This is a genomic window from Herbaspirillum autotrophicum, from assembly GCF_001189915.1.
Classification (GTDB): Bacteria; Pseudomonadota; Gammaproteobacteria; order Burkholderiales; family Burkholderiaceae_D; genus Herbaspirillum; species Herbaspirillum autotrophicum.
Genome location: NZ_LFLS01000004.1, coordinates 145,418 through 161,154, shown reverse-complemented (window position 1 = coordinate 161,154; position 15,737 = coordinate 145,418). Strand labels below are relative to the sequence as shown.

Below are 15,737 nucleotides of genomic sequence, written 5' to 3'. Positions count from 1 at the left end.
AGTTGGTTCCAAAAAGAGAGGGGCCCGCGAAAATATAGGCCGTCTCATGCATGTTGGTGCCTCTTAGATTGTTGAAAATTTTTCGCCAATCGGGGGCCAATACGCGGTAACTCCGCTTCGTACATTTCCGCGCCAGGTACCACTATCTTGACAACTTGGAAAGGATATTCTGAATCAGTCATGGTTACTCTCGCAACATGGTTGAACTGCGCACGCGAAAGTCCTTCATACAAGCATTCGCGTGCTTGTATGACACTGGAAATTTCCGTGTTTGGCACCGAGAGGAAATCTATTTCATCAGAGGGGTTTGCGGCTATGGTACGTAAATGTCGAATGAGATCCAACTCGCGATCACGACCAAGTGAAGTAGCTGTCTCTACACGTTTGATTATGTCATCCCGGCCACCATGAATATGGCTCAATCGTCCTTGGACTGCTTCGGCCAAAGCACGTACTGCAGCGATCTCCGCGATCGGATGAAAACCAAAACCAGATGCTACCGCGATTGGATTATGTTCATCGGGCTCTAGAACATAGCCAGTGAAGTACGCTAATCCAAATGGGTTTTCGCTATAACGCAAATAGCAGTGCAAACCGGCATTTTCGATTTGCTTGGCCATGGCTTTTATTTTTGGTGGAGCGTTGCCCAGATGCACCAGTGAAGAACGGTCTTTAATTACATCAAATGATCGTACATGACGTTCCATTACTTCGGCGAGACCATGTACGGTTGCTTCTTCCAAAGTATTTCCCGAGGCCAAACCATTGGTGCTTGTCCCATACAGCTTGGCTCCCGTATTTTCAAAAAATGGCATATAGACTAACTCAGCAGGAACAAGAACGCGTCCGAGGTTGCTCATTATTTCCTCACCGGCCACTACTGCTATATCATCGTCATGCTCAATGCGTTGCCCTATGCGAGGGCAGAAATCTGAAAAGTGAATGCGTTGCTGAAAGGACGCAAGGATATCGGCAGGCTTACACAAAAACCAATTGACGATATTACGGCCAGGGGTGGCAAAGCTGAACTCGATTGCCTCCATATATGCACCAATCTTGGCCTCTGTGTGTGTGAATCCCTTTCCCGCATGTACACATAAAGTTCCCTTCACACCATCGGGGCGAATCGACGAATAGACAGGAATCCCAATGCGGTCGAGCCAAGTCGTATCGACCACGCGACTGATGCCGCGGCTTATCGCCAGTGACTCTGCTATTGCTAGAGACTCCTCAACGTTCCGCGAGCGAAGACTGGAACTCAAACGCGTGAATTGCTCATTAATCAGATGTTCAGACATTTTTTTCTCGGCTAAAGGCTCTGGGATACAAACTTGCATAAATTCCCACAATTTCCTCGTTGGGTCGTATCAACAACGATTTTGCATCAACGTTTTTCATCAAAAGTGCTGTCGATATGAGTATCAACATTCCACATATCGCGACACTGATATCGAGGCTGAAGCCGTCGATGACGAATCCAATACCTTGTGATGCGAGGGGGTTCAAGCAAGATGACAGAAATGCTACGCCGGCAGCCATGCGAGAGCGAAACGCTGGTGGCGTTGCTGCTGATCGCAGGGTACTGGCGTTGATATTGAAAACCGCAAAACCGGCACCGCTGATGACAAAACACAGTACCAACAGGGTCATATTGGAACAAAAGGCAGCCACAAAAATTCCGACGCCAAGCAGGGCATTTCCCGTCACCAGCGCCATAAAGCGTCCCACGAAAATATTCAGCCGCGCTGTAAGCAGAGTGCTACCGAAAAGAATGCCCATCCCGAATGCAATTTCTATTATTGCCATGGTGCCAGCCGAGGCACCAAGACCTTGGGTAACCCAGAGAGGAAGAACAACGGAAAAAAATGGGAACAAACCGGCGTTTGTGAGTGCTACAACGATAGCCATTATCCGTTCCGAACGGGTGAGAAAAACGGCGCGAACGCCATCGATCATACGTAAGTGCCAAGTACGCAAGTATTCGCGCCATTGTTTGTGAGTGGTGGTCGGTTGCGACCCTGAAATACGAATACCCAAACTTGTGAATAAACCTGTGGCACACGCGATGGCTGCTGCTCCGAGTGTGGCTGGCACTCCGCCTATGGCCAGCAGCAACGCCCCGGATATGGGGGCGCACAGGCCAACGACAGAGCTGGTACTTGCGGCAAGGGACAGCGCCGACGTTAAGTGCTTCGTCTCGACCAATGCCGGAGGTAAACCGGCAGCGGCAGGGTCTCGGAGTCCTGCGATCAAACTCAGAGCAATCAGCAAGCTGGTGACTACGGCGATCGAGAATGGCAGGAATGAAACTGCCAGCATCAAGACCAACATGACCGTCGCTGCCAAGCCAACACAGATACGGTAGATATTCAGGCGATCAAAATAGTCCGCCATCGGTGCCAGCATCGGCTTGGAATAAATTTCAACTAAACTGGAGGTGCTGAAAACCGTAGCAAATGCAATGGCAGAATCTGTTTCACGCATCACCAGCCATGACATACCGAACCGGACACAATGTAGTGCAATAGTATTGAGTGCGGAACTCGTGAGAAAGAACAGAAAGCTTGTACCCATTTTCATGCGTTATCTTCTCTTTCCTCAGTCAGAAATGGAGGCGCTTTAATATGGAAAAGGCGGATGCAATGAATTGCCGCCGCCTTCTGGGTGTTACTCAGGCACTGATATTATTGGAATTATGTGAAACCGTAGAAGTGGCGGAAGACTGAGCGTCTAACGCATTTTTTTCCAAGTATTCGGAAAATTGTTCAAGCACCTTTTCGTCCAGATTTAGTGTCGTATTCATTCATATTCTCCTTAAATTGCATTTAAAAAAACACTATGAATTGCCGTCAAAACAAACCAGATGGCACGGAAAAATTACAACGTTAAGAATCCTTTTTCGGATCCTATTCCCTATTTAATTTGAAGTAGGGTTCATATAAGTTAGTCGAGAAAAATGATTTTGAATATCGAATGAATTCTATTTTCAATGAGATATGACTTCGGCCTAACTGCGTTGTGTCTGCTGAAGGTGTTGCCACAATATGGATGTTCTTGCCAAAGCCATTGCTATTGAGTACCGCACCACGATTCAATAATCGCATCGTGATATATTTGCCGTTGATTCCCTGACGACGCACACCAGTGTGCTCAGGCCGCATGTTTATGCAGGCGAACCGCTATTCGACGATGGACATCAATCTCGCCCGGACCTTCCTGGAAGTCGCAGCCAACGGCAGTTTCATTCTGACGGCGGAGCGCATGCACCTGACGCAAACAGCGGTGAGTGCGCGCATTCGCACGTTGGAAGAACAATTGGGAAGACCGCTATTCGTGCGCAACAAGGCCGGTGCCCGCCTGACTGCTGCCGGTGAGCGCTTCGTCCGGCACGCCACCACTCTGGTGCAGGTGTGGGAGCGGGCGCGCCAGCAAATCGCGTTGCCAGCGGGACGCGAAGATGGCATCAGTCTCGGCGGCGAACTGAGTCTGTGGCATCCGTTTCTGGTCGACTGGCTGATATGGATGAACCAATCCTGTCCCGAAATTGCAATACGTTCCGAAGTGGATATTCCGGCCCGCTTGCTCGACCGGGTGCAGAACGGCTCGCTCGATCTGGCAGTACTGTACAGCCCGCCGCCGCGTGCCGGATTGGTATCGGAGTTGCTGCTGGAAGAAAAGCTCATCATGGTCACCACCGATCCGGATGGCGAAGTCGATCCCGAGCGCTACGTCTATGTCGACTGGGGACCGCACTTTCTGATCAATCATCAAGCCGCACATCCTGAACTGAGCAACCCGGCATTGTCGATTTCACTCGGACCGCTGGCGCTCACTTATGTGTTGAGTGTTGGCGGTGCCGGTTATTTTCGTGCCGGCACGGCGCAGCCATTCATTGCAGATGGTCGCCTGCAACGCGTCAAGGACACGCCCGAATTTTCGCACTCTGCCTATGTGGTGTATGCCACGCAACGTGACAATGGCACCATGAATCGCGTGCGTCACGGACTCAAAGCGGTCGCCTCTGGCAGCGACCGTCCCGGGCTCAATCACACCATTGCAGCGCGCCCCGCGACACCGCCGCTCACCGCAAAATAATATTTCTGATTCCGCCAGGCTGGAATTTGAAAAACATTTTTTTGATATCAAATCTCGGTATTTTTCATTATCCAACGCACGAAGCAGATGGGATACTTCTTCTCATCGTTCTGAAAGCCAGTGTTTATCAGACAGGCAAGCGCATCGTGCCGTTCTTCGCCGAAGACCAGGCGCGATATCTTTGATGCATTGCCGGGCCGTTCTGGTCCGGGTTCTGCACCGATCTCATTGTGTGGGTTATGAATCAGATTTCAACCGAATCATTTGTACCAACCGGCAGCAGCAGACCTGGCAACAACACCCGACTTCATGCGGCAGCGCAGACCTTGCTCAATGCAGCGGGAATACGCATCAACGGCAATGCCCCGTGGGATTTGCAATTGCTCGACGATGGTGTCATCGAGCGCGTCTTTGCGCGCGGCAATGTCGGGCTCGGTGAAGCGTATATGGATGGTGCGTGGGAAGTGGAGCGTCTTGATGAATTCTTTTATCACCTGCTCAGAGCCAAAATCGATGATCAGATCAAACCTGTGAGATTGATGCTGCACGCACTCAGCGCCAGGTTCCTGAATTTGCAAAATCACCGCAGAGCGTGGCAGGTCGGCAAGGTGCATTACGACCTTGGCAATGATTTCTATGCGGCGATGCTGGGTAGCCGCATGACCTACACCTGCGGCTACTGGAAAGATGCAATGACCCTGACCGCCGCGCAAGAGGCCAAGCTGGACCTGATCTGCCGCAAGCTGCAACTCAAGCCCGGCATGAGAGTGCTCGACATCGGCTGTGGCTGGGGCAGCTTCATGCGCTTTGCTGCCGAGTACTATCACGTGAGTTGCGTCGGCGTAACCATCTCGCGTGAACAGGTGCAATGGGGCAATGAACATCGGCAAGGCTTGCCGCTGGAATATCGCCTGCAGGATTACCGCCAGGTTGACGAGCGCTTCGACCGGATTGTCAGCGTCGGCATGTTTGAACATGTCGGCCACAAGAACTATCGTACCTATATGGAAGTGGCGCACCGTTGCCTGCGCAACGATGGTCTGTTCCTGCTGCATACGATTGGCAAGAATGAACGCCGATCCGCACCGGATCCCTGGATCGACAAATACATCTTCCCGAACGGCGCCTTGCCATCGATAGGCCAGATCGGGGACGCCGCCGATGGCTTGTTCGTGACTGAAGACGTGCATAACTTCGGTGCCGACTATGACAAGACATTGATGGCATGGCACAGAAATTTCGAAGCCGCCTGGCCGGATTTCTCAGCCCGGCTTGGCGAACGTTTTTACCGCATGTGGCGTTATTACCTGCTGTCCTGCGCCGGGGCGTTCCGGGCACGCGACATTCAGTTGTGGCAATGGGTTTTTTCCAGGGAAGGCGTCGAGGACGGCTACCGGCGTATTTCCTGAGCAGTACGGTCACCCGCCATGAGCAACAACACGGGCGTTATTTCCAGGGAGAACGACATGAATATACGTGACAAGAAATTCCGATTACGTGAGTACTGCATCTCGTGTCTGAACGGACTTGAAGGTTGGCAACAGAGTCTGGCGCTCATGAGTTTGCTGACGCTGGTGTGCATTCTCATACTCAATACCGCTGCCATGGACGAACAGATAGTGCGGTTGTTGCACTGGTTTGGCAGCAACTGCAACTGGTGTACATCGCTGCAGAATTGAGCATCAATGTCACGGTTTTCCGGTGATGCAGCAGCTCAGTGCTTCACGCTGCAGAGCACAGAGGCATGGCAACCAGCGTTGCTTCTGATTGCCATGCATCCCGATCGGTTTGCATCACGTGCGGCTATACCCCCCGCGTTGCCACGCAATCTCGATGCAGGTGTCTTCTTTTTCTGCCGGCGTGTTGTGGGTTGCATCTGCCCGCAGCTTGGAAAGAGACGCATCCAGCAAATCCAGTCGGATCAGCGTGATTGGAAATACATCACTGTATGCGCGCAGTTTTTGCATGATTTGCGTTGCCGCCCCGGGCGGGGCGTCAAAGTTCGCTTCCAGCAACAACAGGGCGGGATTGCCGTCCGCCGGTCGCGTCTGCCTTTCGCGCAACCAGAGATGCAGATCGTAGGCGCAGCACCGCAATGCATCTTCGGCCAGCGTGCGATGTTTCGGGTGCACCAACAGCGCGATGCGATAGTGTAGCCGTCCGGCGTGATCGGCCATAAACAGATTGTGCATGGTTCTCTCCGTTACAAAGAAGGATGACGGCCGATACTCAGCTCCAGCTGAACGGTGGCGGTCGCGGCGTCAGCCTGCGCTTGCAGATAGGCGACGTAAGCATCATCGGCAGAGCGTTGTGCTGCCAGCAATTCGAGCAATGATGCCGCGCCGCTGCGATACGACAGACGCATGCCGGCCAATACTTTCGCAGCGTCTTCAATCACCGACTCCCGGTAGCGCCGCAGGTTTTCGCTGGCGGCGACAAATTGCGAATAGCTGGTGCGTACCTCGGCTTCGGTCTTCAGTTCCACCGAGCGCAGTGCCAGCAGTGCTTGGGTGACCGCCGATTCGGCCTGAATGATTTCCCCTTTTTGCAGGCGCGAGAAGGGAATCGGGATCGACAGGCCGACCGACAACGTCCTTGATGGCGGCGCACCGGCGACATTGTCGCCATTGCCATCGAGCGCGCTGCGACCACGCGGTGTTTGCGAATACGTCAGCGACACGGTCGGGTCGACCGCGCGATTGGCGCGTGCCAGTTCGGCGCCGTCGCGGGCGTTGTCCAGCGTGGCGCGGGCAATTTGCACATCGTCGCTTTCTTTCTGTGCTTCGGCGATCAGCACATCGATGTCGGTTCCTGCTTCAAACGGTGCGAACTCACAGGCCAGTTGGGCGTTGCCGAACTGCTCTTCGAAGCGCCGTCCCAACGGTACCGACAGATTGACGAATGCGGCCTTGGCATCGGCTCTGGCTTTTACTACGCCGGCCTGGAACTGATCGCGCTCAGTACGTGATTGCAACAATTCCAGTCCGCTGACGTCACCCGCCTTGCGCCGGGTCTCATTGGCCTGGACCACACTGCTTAATGCCGTCAGTGACGATTCCATGCGCACCAGCACTTGCCGGGTACGGCAGGCTTCCACATAGGCGGTGGCCGCCGTGCTGTAGAGCTGATGCTTGAAACCTTCGACGTTGGCTTCGGCCAGACGCACAGTGCTGTTGGCGGCCTGGATACGCTTTTGGCGCTTGCCGCCGGTTTCGATGGTCCATTCCAGTCCTACCGATGCGGAAACCGGCGGCTTGGGATCGACCTCTTTGCCGAACTCCTTGGGGCCGTACCCGAGTGTCAGGTTGGGGTCCGGGCGCAAGCCGGCAATCGAGATGCCGGCTTTGGCGGAGGCAATGTTTTCGCGCTGCGCGGCGAGACCGAGGCTATGTTGTTCGACCGCTTCCAGATAGCGTTGGAATGGCAGCGGTGCTGCGGTTTGTGCGCAAACCAGTCCGCTGCACAGCAACGCCAGCGGCAAAATGAAAAAACGATAGGTCATGCTTGTCCTCCGGATGCGATATCTTGTGGCGGGAGATCTTGTCCGGCCCGGCGCTGGGCGCGGGCCGCAAGACGGTCTTCAATCAGGAAATAGAGTGACGGCAGCAACACCAGCGTCAGCACCGTGGCACTGAGCAAACCGCCTACCACCACGGTAGCCAGCGGCCGCTGCACATCGCTGCCAAGGCCGCTGGCCAGCATCGCCGGTGTCAGGCCGCAGATGGCCACGGTAGCGGTGACCAGCACCGGCCGGATGCGGCTGCAGGCACCTTCCATCACTGCAGTGCGCAGCGACTTGCCATCTTCCTTGCGCAGCCGGTTGATGTGCGAAATCATCAGCACGCCATTGAGTACGGCAACCCCAAACAAGGCAATGAAACCGACCGCGCTCGACATGTTCAAGGTCATGCCGCGCAAATGCAGCGCTGCCAGACCGCCGATCACGGATAACGGCACCACCAGCAGGATCAGGGCCGGCTGCCGCAAGTTGCCAAACTCCGCGAACAGCAGCAAAAACATGATGGCCAGCGTAGTCGGCAAGATCACCATGAGCCGGGCTTCGGCGCGTTCCAGATTTTCGAACTGGCCGCCCCAGGCGATCTGGTAGCGCTGATGGTCATACTTCACGCCGTTGCTGATGGCAGCCTGGGCCTCGCCGAGAAAGCTGGACAGATCACGCTTGCGCACATTCAGCTTGACCGTCAGATGACGCCGCGCTGCTTCACGCGTAATAGTGCTTTCACCGGAAACGGTGGTGATGCGTGCCACTTGCCCCAGCGGAATCTTGGCGCCGCCTGGTGCGGTCAGCAACAAAGCGGCGATGGCGTCAGGATCATTGCGTGTCGATAAAGGAAAGCGGATCGTCATGTCGTAATTGCGTTCGCCGACATACACCTGGCCAATCGCCGCGCCGCCGATGCCGGTCGAGATCAGGTCGCTGATGTCGGCGATATTGATGCCATAGCGGGCCGCAGCAGCGCGGTCGACGTCGATACGCAGATTCGGCAGCGGCGGTTCCTGATCGATGGCGACATCGGCGGCACCCGGTACGTTGTTCAGGGTGGCGCTGACCTCGGCCGCAATCCGGCGCATTTCATCGAAATTCTCGCCGTAGATTTTCACCACCAGATCGCTGTGCGCGCCGGACAACTTGTCCTGCACGCCGTCGATCATTGGTTGCATGAAGCCGACCGAAAAGCCCGACAGCTTTTTATAGCGCTCTGACAATTTGGCGATCAACTCTTGTTTGTTGAGTCCGGATTTCCAGGTGTTGTAGGGATGCAGGCCGACGCTGGCTTCAATATGCGACACGGTCCATGGATCGGTGCCGTCATCGTTGCGTCCGGTTTGCGTGACGATGTAGGACACCTCCGGAAACTCCAGCGTGGCATGACGCAGGGTGTTCGCCATGGCGGCGGCCTTGTCGAGGGTAATGCCCGGTGGCATGGTGACTTGCAACCAGAGCGAACCCTCATCCAGATACGGCAAGAAATCCCGGCCTATGCTGGCACCCAGCAACCCAATGCCGAGCAGCGTCAGCGTGCAGGTGGCGACAATCCAGCGGGTCTTGCCGAGCGCGGCCGCAAGAAAGCGCTGGTAAGCCGCGACCAGCCGTTCCAGCGGACGGTTGTGAAAAATCTTGCGCGGTGTGCGAAACGCCAGATACGCCAGACCGGGTATCAGACACAAGGCCACGATCAAGGCGCCGATGAGCGCCGAGCCGACCGCAAATGCCATCGGTGAAAACAGCTTGTATTCAATGCGTTCAAAAGCGAACAGCGGAATATATGCAGCGATGATCACCAGCATGCCGAAGAAAATCGGACGCACTACTTGCAAGGTAGCGCTGATCGCATCGGTCGCGGTAATCGGCTGATCGGCCTGTTGTTCACGCCGGCGCAAGATGTTTTCCACCAGTACCACCGCGCCGTCCACCAGAATCCCGAAATCGATGGCCCCCAGCGATAACAGATTGGCGGGAATGTGCAGATGATGCATGAAGGTGAAGGCAATCAGCATCGACAGCGGAATCGTCAGCGCCACGATCAGGGCCGCGCGCAAACTGCCCAGCGCCAGCAGCAATACCAGTGTCACCAGCAACATGCCTTCCGCCAAGGTCTTGCCGACCGTGTGGGTAGTGGCGTCAATCAGCGAACTGCGATCAAGGTACGGCACCAGCCGGACGTCTTTCGGCAGCAGATTGTTGTTGAGATCATCGACTGCTGCGTGGACGCCGCCAATCACTTCAGATGCGTTGGCATCTTTCAGCAGCAAGACGATGCCCTCGATGGCATCGGGATTGTTATCCTTGCCGAGGATGCCGCGGCGATCGACATTGCCATAGGAAATCGTGCCCAGATCTTTCACCAGCACCGGCGTACCGTTCTTGGCATTGACCACGACGTTGCCCATATCGTCGAGCGAGCGGATCAGGCCGACGCCGCGAATCACGTAAGCCTGTTCACCCCGGTTCATCAGACTGCCGCCGGCGCTGCTGTTGTTGGCATTGAGCGCGTCCTTGATCTGTTGCAAGGTGATGCCGTATTGCACCAGTTTCGATGGATCGATTTCCAGCATGAACTGTGTCGTCAACCCGCCGAAATTGGCAATGTCGATCACGCCGCTGACTTTCTTGAGACGCGGGATGACGGTCCAGAATTGCAGTTCGGACAGCTCGCGCAAGTTTCTGGTGTTCGATTCCAGCGTATAGCGATAGATTTCACCGATGGGCGAGGTATAGGAATCCAGCCCCGGCGTGATGCCGGCCGGCAGTGTGACTTCACTGATGCGTTCTTGCAGACGCTGACGCGACCAGTAACCTTCGACGCCATCCTTGAATACCACGGTGATCAGCGACAGGCCGAAGGTGCTTTTCGAGCGCAACACATGGAGTCCGGGGGTGCTCAGCAGCGCACGTTCCAGCGGTACCGTGATTTGCTGTTCCACTTCTTCGGCGGCCAGACCGGGTACTTGCGTCACCACTTGCGAGGTGACATCGGCAATGTCGGGGTAGGCTTCAATCGGCAGTTGCTTCCAGCTGTTCCAGCCATACAGCGCCACAAAGACAAAGACGATCCAGGCGATGCCGCGACGCTGAAAGCAAATAGAGACGAGACGTTCAATCATTGAGCAGTACTCCTTCCTTCACGACGACGCGCTCGCCGGCCTTGATGCCACTGAGGATTTCCACCTTGTCACCCGCCGTGACGCCGGTGACGACATTGCGCGGTGCATAGCGGTATGCGCCCTGCTCGACGAATACGCGTGTGTACAAACCGTTTTGCACCAGGGCCGACGCCGGCACCATCACGGCTTGCCGTTGCGGGCCGGCGAACAATACTTTGGCAAACATGCCGGGGCGCAGCTTGCCATGGCGGTTGTCGATCAATACCCGTACCTTGGTCGTGCGGGTATCGGTATCGAGAATTTCGCCGACATATTTGACGGTGCCTTCCAGCATCTGGTCGGCATAGGCATTCAAGGAAATGCGGACCTTCTGTCCGGTGAATACGAATGGCAAATCTTTCTCGGCCACACCGGCCGAAAGAAATACCGACGACAGATCGGCCACGGTCATTACCGGCGCATTGATGTCGTTCCAGTAACTGCCGAGCGCACCGGCGACATCAATGACATTGCCGGCGATCGGCGAACGCAGGACGTAATTGCGATGTCCTTCCTGCGACGCACCGACGCCCAGTTGCCGCAAGCGTGACTGGCTGGAGCGGGCATCGCTGGCCGATTGGGCGAAGCCCATTTGTGCCGCTTCGTAATCCTTTTTGGGAATGATCTCGGCTTCATACAAGGTTTTTTGCCGCTCCAGATTCTGTTGCGCCGACAGCAGGGCAGCCTGTGCCTTCGAGGCATCGCCGAAGGCGGTGCTGAGATCGGAAGAATCCAGCGTGAACAGAGGGTCGCCGGCGTTGACGCGGTCGCCGAGCGTGTGGTGAATCTTGATCAGGCGCCCGGTCAGCGGTGAGGTCACCTTGACCAGTTTTTCGGGCGCGGCTTCGATGGTGCCCGGCGCACCGAACGGATGTTCCAGTGCCATGCTTGCCGCCACTTCCGAACGCACACTGTGGCGCAATGGCGAGGTGGCGGGCAGCGTGACCAATTTGCCATCGTGTACTACTGCGGCTGGTGCAGCATCGGCGGCATTGGTGGCGGCCACCGAGTTGCTGATGTCGCAACCACTGACGCCGATGCCGATGCCGATCAAGGCGACAGCGGCGGTTATCTGATGCATTTTCATGTTTTTCTCCTGTGGTAGATCACTTGATTGCTGAGGTATTGCTGTGTGCTTTTTTTTGGGCGCAAGCATCCCCCTGGCGTCGTCAGACGCCATCCCGGTGATGCGGTATCGGTTGGTGGTGTTAGTTAAGTGGCTGGCTGGTTACGGGCCTCCATTGCACACTGCGTACTGTTCTTTCGAGCCCGAGCCGGTGCACCAGGCGAACCAGACTGGCGTGGCCGGCTTTCGAGCACAGCACGCGGAGCGTCAGTTGCGTCAGATCACCGCGCAGTTGCGGTGCCACGAACATGGCCTGCGCATCCGCCAGTGACAAGGTCAGGTGTTGCCGGATCAAGCAGCTGATTTCGTCGGTGTCGGCGGCATGGCACACGACGTCGAGTTGATAGGGCATTCTCAGATCCGGCCTGGGCGGATTGGCCGGTGCCATCGGCATGAGAGAAGCGTGAAAAAGCTGCATGAATTTTGCGAGACGCACGATGGCCTCCTTATTTCAGGATTCAGATGTCAATCAGATGCGCGCGAACGATTCGCTCCTCAGTCAGCGAATGACTGAGCGTTGCGTTGGTTCGGACGAGAGTAAGAGCGCGTGCCTTGCGGGCCGGCTCTGTGGGCGGGAACTACCCGGGAAGCAGAGAGGCGGGAACGCGATGCCGGCGTTGCGTCAGGCGTGTCTTGCGGTTGACATGCTGCTGCTCCTGACAGGGCAGGCGCACGGCCAGTCTGGCGCATTGGCGCCAGCGGCTCAGCAGCTCGGTAATGCTCACGCGCGCCGATGACAGGCGGACGTGAAGAAGGCGGACACGAGTATCCATTGCTAAATACCTCGGCAATTCTTGCGCATTGGCTGACTGTTGAACAGCACAGACAAATGCGATGCATCGGTACGCACGCGACATGACGTGAGCGGGATGCGGATAAATATTGAGTGGATTGTGCAGGCAGCGATCAGGATAATCACTGCGATGCTACAGCCGGCATGATCGCGGCCATAGCAACAGGGTTGCCGTGACTAAGCGATGTATGCGGGGGTGTTGATCCACCGGCGTATATGACTACTGCAACTGTCCAAGATGGACTCCTGTTTGACTTGACGAGCGGATCATAGATGGGCCTTCCGGAGGTGTCAAGAAAAAAGTGGCAGGCATTTTCAGTATCTCCGGCGGCGTCGTTTTTTGGTGCCGCAAAGACCGTCTGGTGGCCGCAAAGATGACACCAGCCTGACAGGTAATCATGCTGACGGGAAGTGCGAAGGCGTTCTGAAAATGGCATCGGTGCGACCGATGCCATTGATGGCGCATTGATGGCTGATACTCAGAATTTATAGGTCAGTGTTGCGCGTGCATTGCGTGGCGTGCCATAGGTACCTTGTGCATAGGTATTGATGTTGATGTATTTTTTGTCGAGCAGGTTGTCGATGTTCAACTGTCCTGTCAGATGGTCAGAGAATTTGTAGGACGCCATCAGGCTGACGATACTGAATGCGCCTTGCGTTATGCGTTGATCGCCGTTCGGACTGTTGCCGATGTAGTAGAACAGACTTTGCCAGTTAACACCGCCACCGACCGTCATGCGATACCACGAACCCGACAGACGCCAGGTGGTGAACAAGCGGGCAGTGGTGCGCGGTGCCAGGGTGTTGACGTCCTGCTGCAAATAATCCTTGGCCTGAAAATGCGAGAAGCTGGCCGAGAGATTCCAGTCGGGTGTGATGCGGCCCGAGACTTCTCCTTCAAAGCCGGTGCTGGTGGCACCCTTGGTGGCGAAGTAAGCCTGAGAGGTAGTGCCCGGTACGCGAGAGCCGGGATCGGGCTGAGCCAGATTGTCTTGCCTGATTTCGAACACGCCGATGGATGCATTGACCTGACCATCAAACAACTCGGCTTTGAGTCCGGTTTCCATACTCTTGCCGGTTAACGGTGCGAGCCACTTGCCGCTGCGGTCCTGCGATTCTTGCGGACGGAAGATATCGGTGTAGCTGGCATACAGCGACAACACTTCGCTAAGGTCAAAGACCACGCCGGCATAGGGAATGAATTTGGTTTGCGCAAAAGCAAATGCCGAACCGCCGGCAAAACCGACGCGGTCTTTGTCCCAACGACTGAGGCGACCGCCGGCAATGAATTTCAGGCGATCAGATAGTGACAGTCGCGCCGCGCCATACACGCCATATTGCGTTGTTTCGTATTGCTCCGACAGCACCGGTTCACCCCATGCCGGTTGCGGATAATTGCCATCCCACGTGAGGAAATTGCCAAGCGGTTGGGCATCGAGCGCTTCCTTGACGCTGAAGGTTGCGCTCTGGCGGGTGTAATTGCCGCCGACGATCAGTTCATGGGTGCGTCCGGCCACCGCCAGCGGTCCCGACAATTTGAAGTCGGCGCTGTATTGTTTGCGATTGCCGATATAGCGGTTCGGGTAGCCGGTCATGCCGAGGCCGGTGACCTTGTCGGGCCAGTCGGCGGCAAATACCAACGGCGTATCTTCGGTATGCGAACTGTACATGCCCTGCAGTTGTGCCTGCCAGCCTTGTCCCAGCTTGTGGACCAGCGTGCCGTTGACATTGGTTTGCTCGGTGGCCCACGCCGCCCATCGTGGTGCCGTGGTGACCGAGCGGTCCCAGTCGGTACGTGTGCCATCGCTGTACCACAATGGAAAACCGCCCCAGTTGCTGCCTTGCGGACTGTTCTTCTGATAACTGGCGCCGATGCTGATGGTGGTGTCGGGGCTGAGATCGGCATCAATGACGCCGTAATAGATTTCCCGCTTGTTGGAATAGTAGTTGGTGAACGACTCGCGATCCTGATAGGCGGCGACCACGCGCGCGCGCACCGAGCCTTCGGCATTGAGCGGTGTCGACAGATCGACGGTGCCGCGATAGTCATTCCATGAGCCGGCACTCAATGACACCTGGCCGGAAAATTGTTTACTGTCCGCATGCTTGCGCACCAGATTGATCGAGGCCGAAGGAAAGCCGGCACCGGTGAGCAAACCGGTGGCGCCGCGCACGACTTCGACCCGGTCGTAAATCACCGAATCCATTTCCGATTCGCCTCCCGAATATTGCACCTTGTAGGCAGTCGGCACGCCGTCATACTGGAAGTTGTCGACGTCGAAGCCGCGTGCCGAAAACGTGCTGCGTTCGGTATCGAACTGGTTGACCGTGACCCCGGGAGTATTGCGCAAGATATCTTTGACGGTCAGCAATTCCTGATCGTCCATGCGTTGCCGGGTCATGACGCTGACCGATTGCGGCGTGTCGCGTGGCGACAGGATCAGGCCGGTAGCCGCAGCCGTGATTGGCGTCGCATATGAACCGCTGCCCTCGGTGCTGAGACTGCGCCCGGCATTGACGCTGATGGTGGGCAGACCGGCGCTGTCCTGCGCAGTGTTGCCAGTGTGTACGCCGGCACTTTTTTTCAGCGAGTAACCACCGCCGGCTTGCGCGATGGCTTCGACGCCGGTGTTGCCGAGCAGGGTAGTCAATGCCGTGCCAATGCTGTAAGTCCCGGTCACGCCGCGGGTGGTGAGGCCCTGAATCAGCTCCGGATCATAGGCAAGATTGATACCGGCGCTGCGGCCGAACTGATCCAGTGCGACATTGAGCGGACCGGCCGCGACGTTGAAGTTCTTGACGGCAGTGCTGGCGGGCAAGGCCGCCGGGGATTGTGCTGCCGCTTGCAATGGCAACAGCGCGGCGCTCATGCCGAGGCTGAAGACGGCGCCCGAGATGGCGCGCGCAAGGGTGGTCGGGTGTGGGTGCCGGCGCATCAGGCGGCACGTGGGGACGGTGACTTCATGTGAACGGATCAAGGGCATTTTCATTCTCGACGGGATAGGTTGTATTCGGTTCCTATCAATGAGGTCGAGCGAGAATGCAAATCCCCTCATC

The 15,737-nt window shown here is 56.2% G+C and carries 12 protein-coding genes; 3 read left to right on the top strand and 9 right to left on the bottom strand.

Features of this window, described 5'->3' with window-relative positions:
- Positions 1-44: 44 nt before the first annotated feature.
- The 3 genes from AKL27_RS04600 to AKL27_RS28595 all read right to left on the bottom strand — a co-directional run bounded on the left by AKL27_RS04600 (position 45) and on the right by AKL27_RS28595 (position 2,803).
- A complete protein-coding gene (locus AKL27_RS04600) occupies positions 45-1,298 on the bottom strand; it encodes a YcaO-like family protein (RefSeq protein WP_050461605.1) in 1,254 nt (417 codons plus the stop codon).
- Positions 1,291-2,580 (bottom strand): MFS transporter, encoded by a 1,290-nt coding sequence (locus AKL27_RS04595; RefSeq protein ID WP_050461604.1) that lies wholly within the window; start codon positions 2,578-2,580, stop codon positions 1,291-1,293. The genes AKL27_RS04600 and AKL27_RS04595 overlap by 8 nt, the downstream gene beginning before the upstream one ends.
- Positions 2,581-2,671: 91 nt before the next feature.
- Entirely contained in the window at positions 2,672-2,803 is a 132-nt protein-coding gene (locus AKL27_RS28595) for a hypothetical protein (protein WP_269749187.1), read from the bottom strand.
- A 386-nt stretch (positions 2,804-3,189) separates the two neighbouring features.
- On the opposite strand from AKL27_RS28595, the gene AKL27_RS04590 reads away from it, so the two are divergent.
- The 3 genes from AKL27_RS04590 to AKL27_RS04580 all read left to right on the top strand — a co-directional run bounded on the left by AKL27_RS04590 (position 3,190) and on the right by AKL27_RS04580 (position 5,774).
- Positions 3,190-4,095 carry a LysR family transcriptional regulator gene (locus AKL27_RS04590; protein ID WP_050461726.1) on the top strand — a complete coding sequence of 302 codons (906 nt, stop codon included), beginning with the start codon at positions 3,190-3,192 and terminating at the stop codon, positions 4,093-4,095.
- Between the two features lie 239 nt (positions 4,096-4,334).
- The gene (gene cfa, locus AKL27_RS04585; protein WP_050461603.1) at positions 4,335-5,504 is read left to right on the top strand and encodes a cyclopropane fatty acyl phospholipid synthase; all 1,170 of its coding nucleotides are present in this window, start codon (positions 4,335-4,337) and stop codon (positions 5,502-5,504) included.
- Positions 5,505-5,561: 57 nt separating this feature from the next.
- Positions 5,562-5,774, top strand: coding sequence for a hypothetical protein (locus AKL27_RS04580; protein ID WP_050461602.1), 213 nt, complete (start codon positions 5,562-5,564; stop codon positions 5,772-5,774).
- 114 nt (positions 5,775-5,888) lie between these two features.
- Here AKL27_RS04580 and AKL27_RS04575 read toward each other — a convergent pair whose 3' ends face one another.
- The 6 genes from AKL27_RS04575 to AKL27_RS04545 all read right to left on the bottom strand — a co-directional run bounded on the left by AKL27_RS04575 (position 5,889) and on the right by AKL27_RS04545 (position 15,658).
- On the bottom strand, positions 5,889-6,272 hold the full coding sequence (locus tag AKL27_RS04575; RefSeq protein ID WP_157056797.1) for a hypothetical protein: 384 nt from the start codon (positions 6,270-6,272) through the stop codon (positions 5,889-5,891).
- Between the two features lie 26 nt (positions 6,273-6,298).
- Complete coding sequence (locus AKL27_RS04570; RefSeq protein ID WP_050461600.1) at positions 6,299-7,597, bottom strand: TolC family protein; 1,299 nt, start codon at positions 7,595-7,597, stop codon at positions 6,299-6,301.
- The gene (locus AKL27_RS04565; protein ID WP_050461599.1) at positions 7,594-10,722 is read right to left on the bottom strand and encodes an efflux RND transporter permease subunit; all 3,129 of its coding nucleotides are present in this window, start codon (positions 10,720-10,722) and stop codon (positions 7,594-7,596) included. The genes AKL27_RS04570 and AKL27_RS04565 overlap by 4 nt, the downstream gene beginning before the upstream one ends.
- Positions 10,715-11,848, bottom strand: a complete 1,134-nt coding sequence (locus AKL27_RS04560; protein ID WP_050461598.1) for an efflux RND transporter periplasmic adaptor subunit — start codon at positions 11,846-11,848, stop codon at positions 10,715-10,717. Before AKL27_RS04560 ends, AKL27_RS04565 begins: the two co-directional genes overlap by 8 nt.
- A 121-nt stretch (positions 11,849-11,969) precedes the next feature.
- Positions 11,970-12,323: a hypothetical protein gene (locus AKL27_RS04555; protein ID WP_157056796.1), complete on the bottom strand. Its 354-nt coding sequence runs from the start codon at positions 12,321-12,323 to the stop codon at positions 11,970-11,972.
- A gap of 836 nt (positions 12,324-13,159) precedes the next feature.
- Positions 13,160-15,658 (bottom strand): TonB-dependent siderophore receptor, encoded by a 2,499-nt coding sequence (locus tag AKL27_RS04545; RefSeq protein WP_232310900.1) that lies wholly within the window; start codon positions 15,656-15,658, stop codon positions 13,160-13,162.
- Positions 15,659-15,737: the final 79 nt, after the last annotated feature.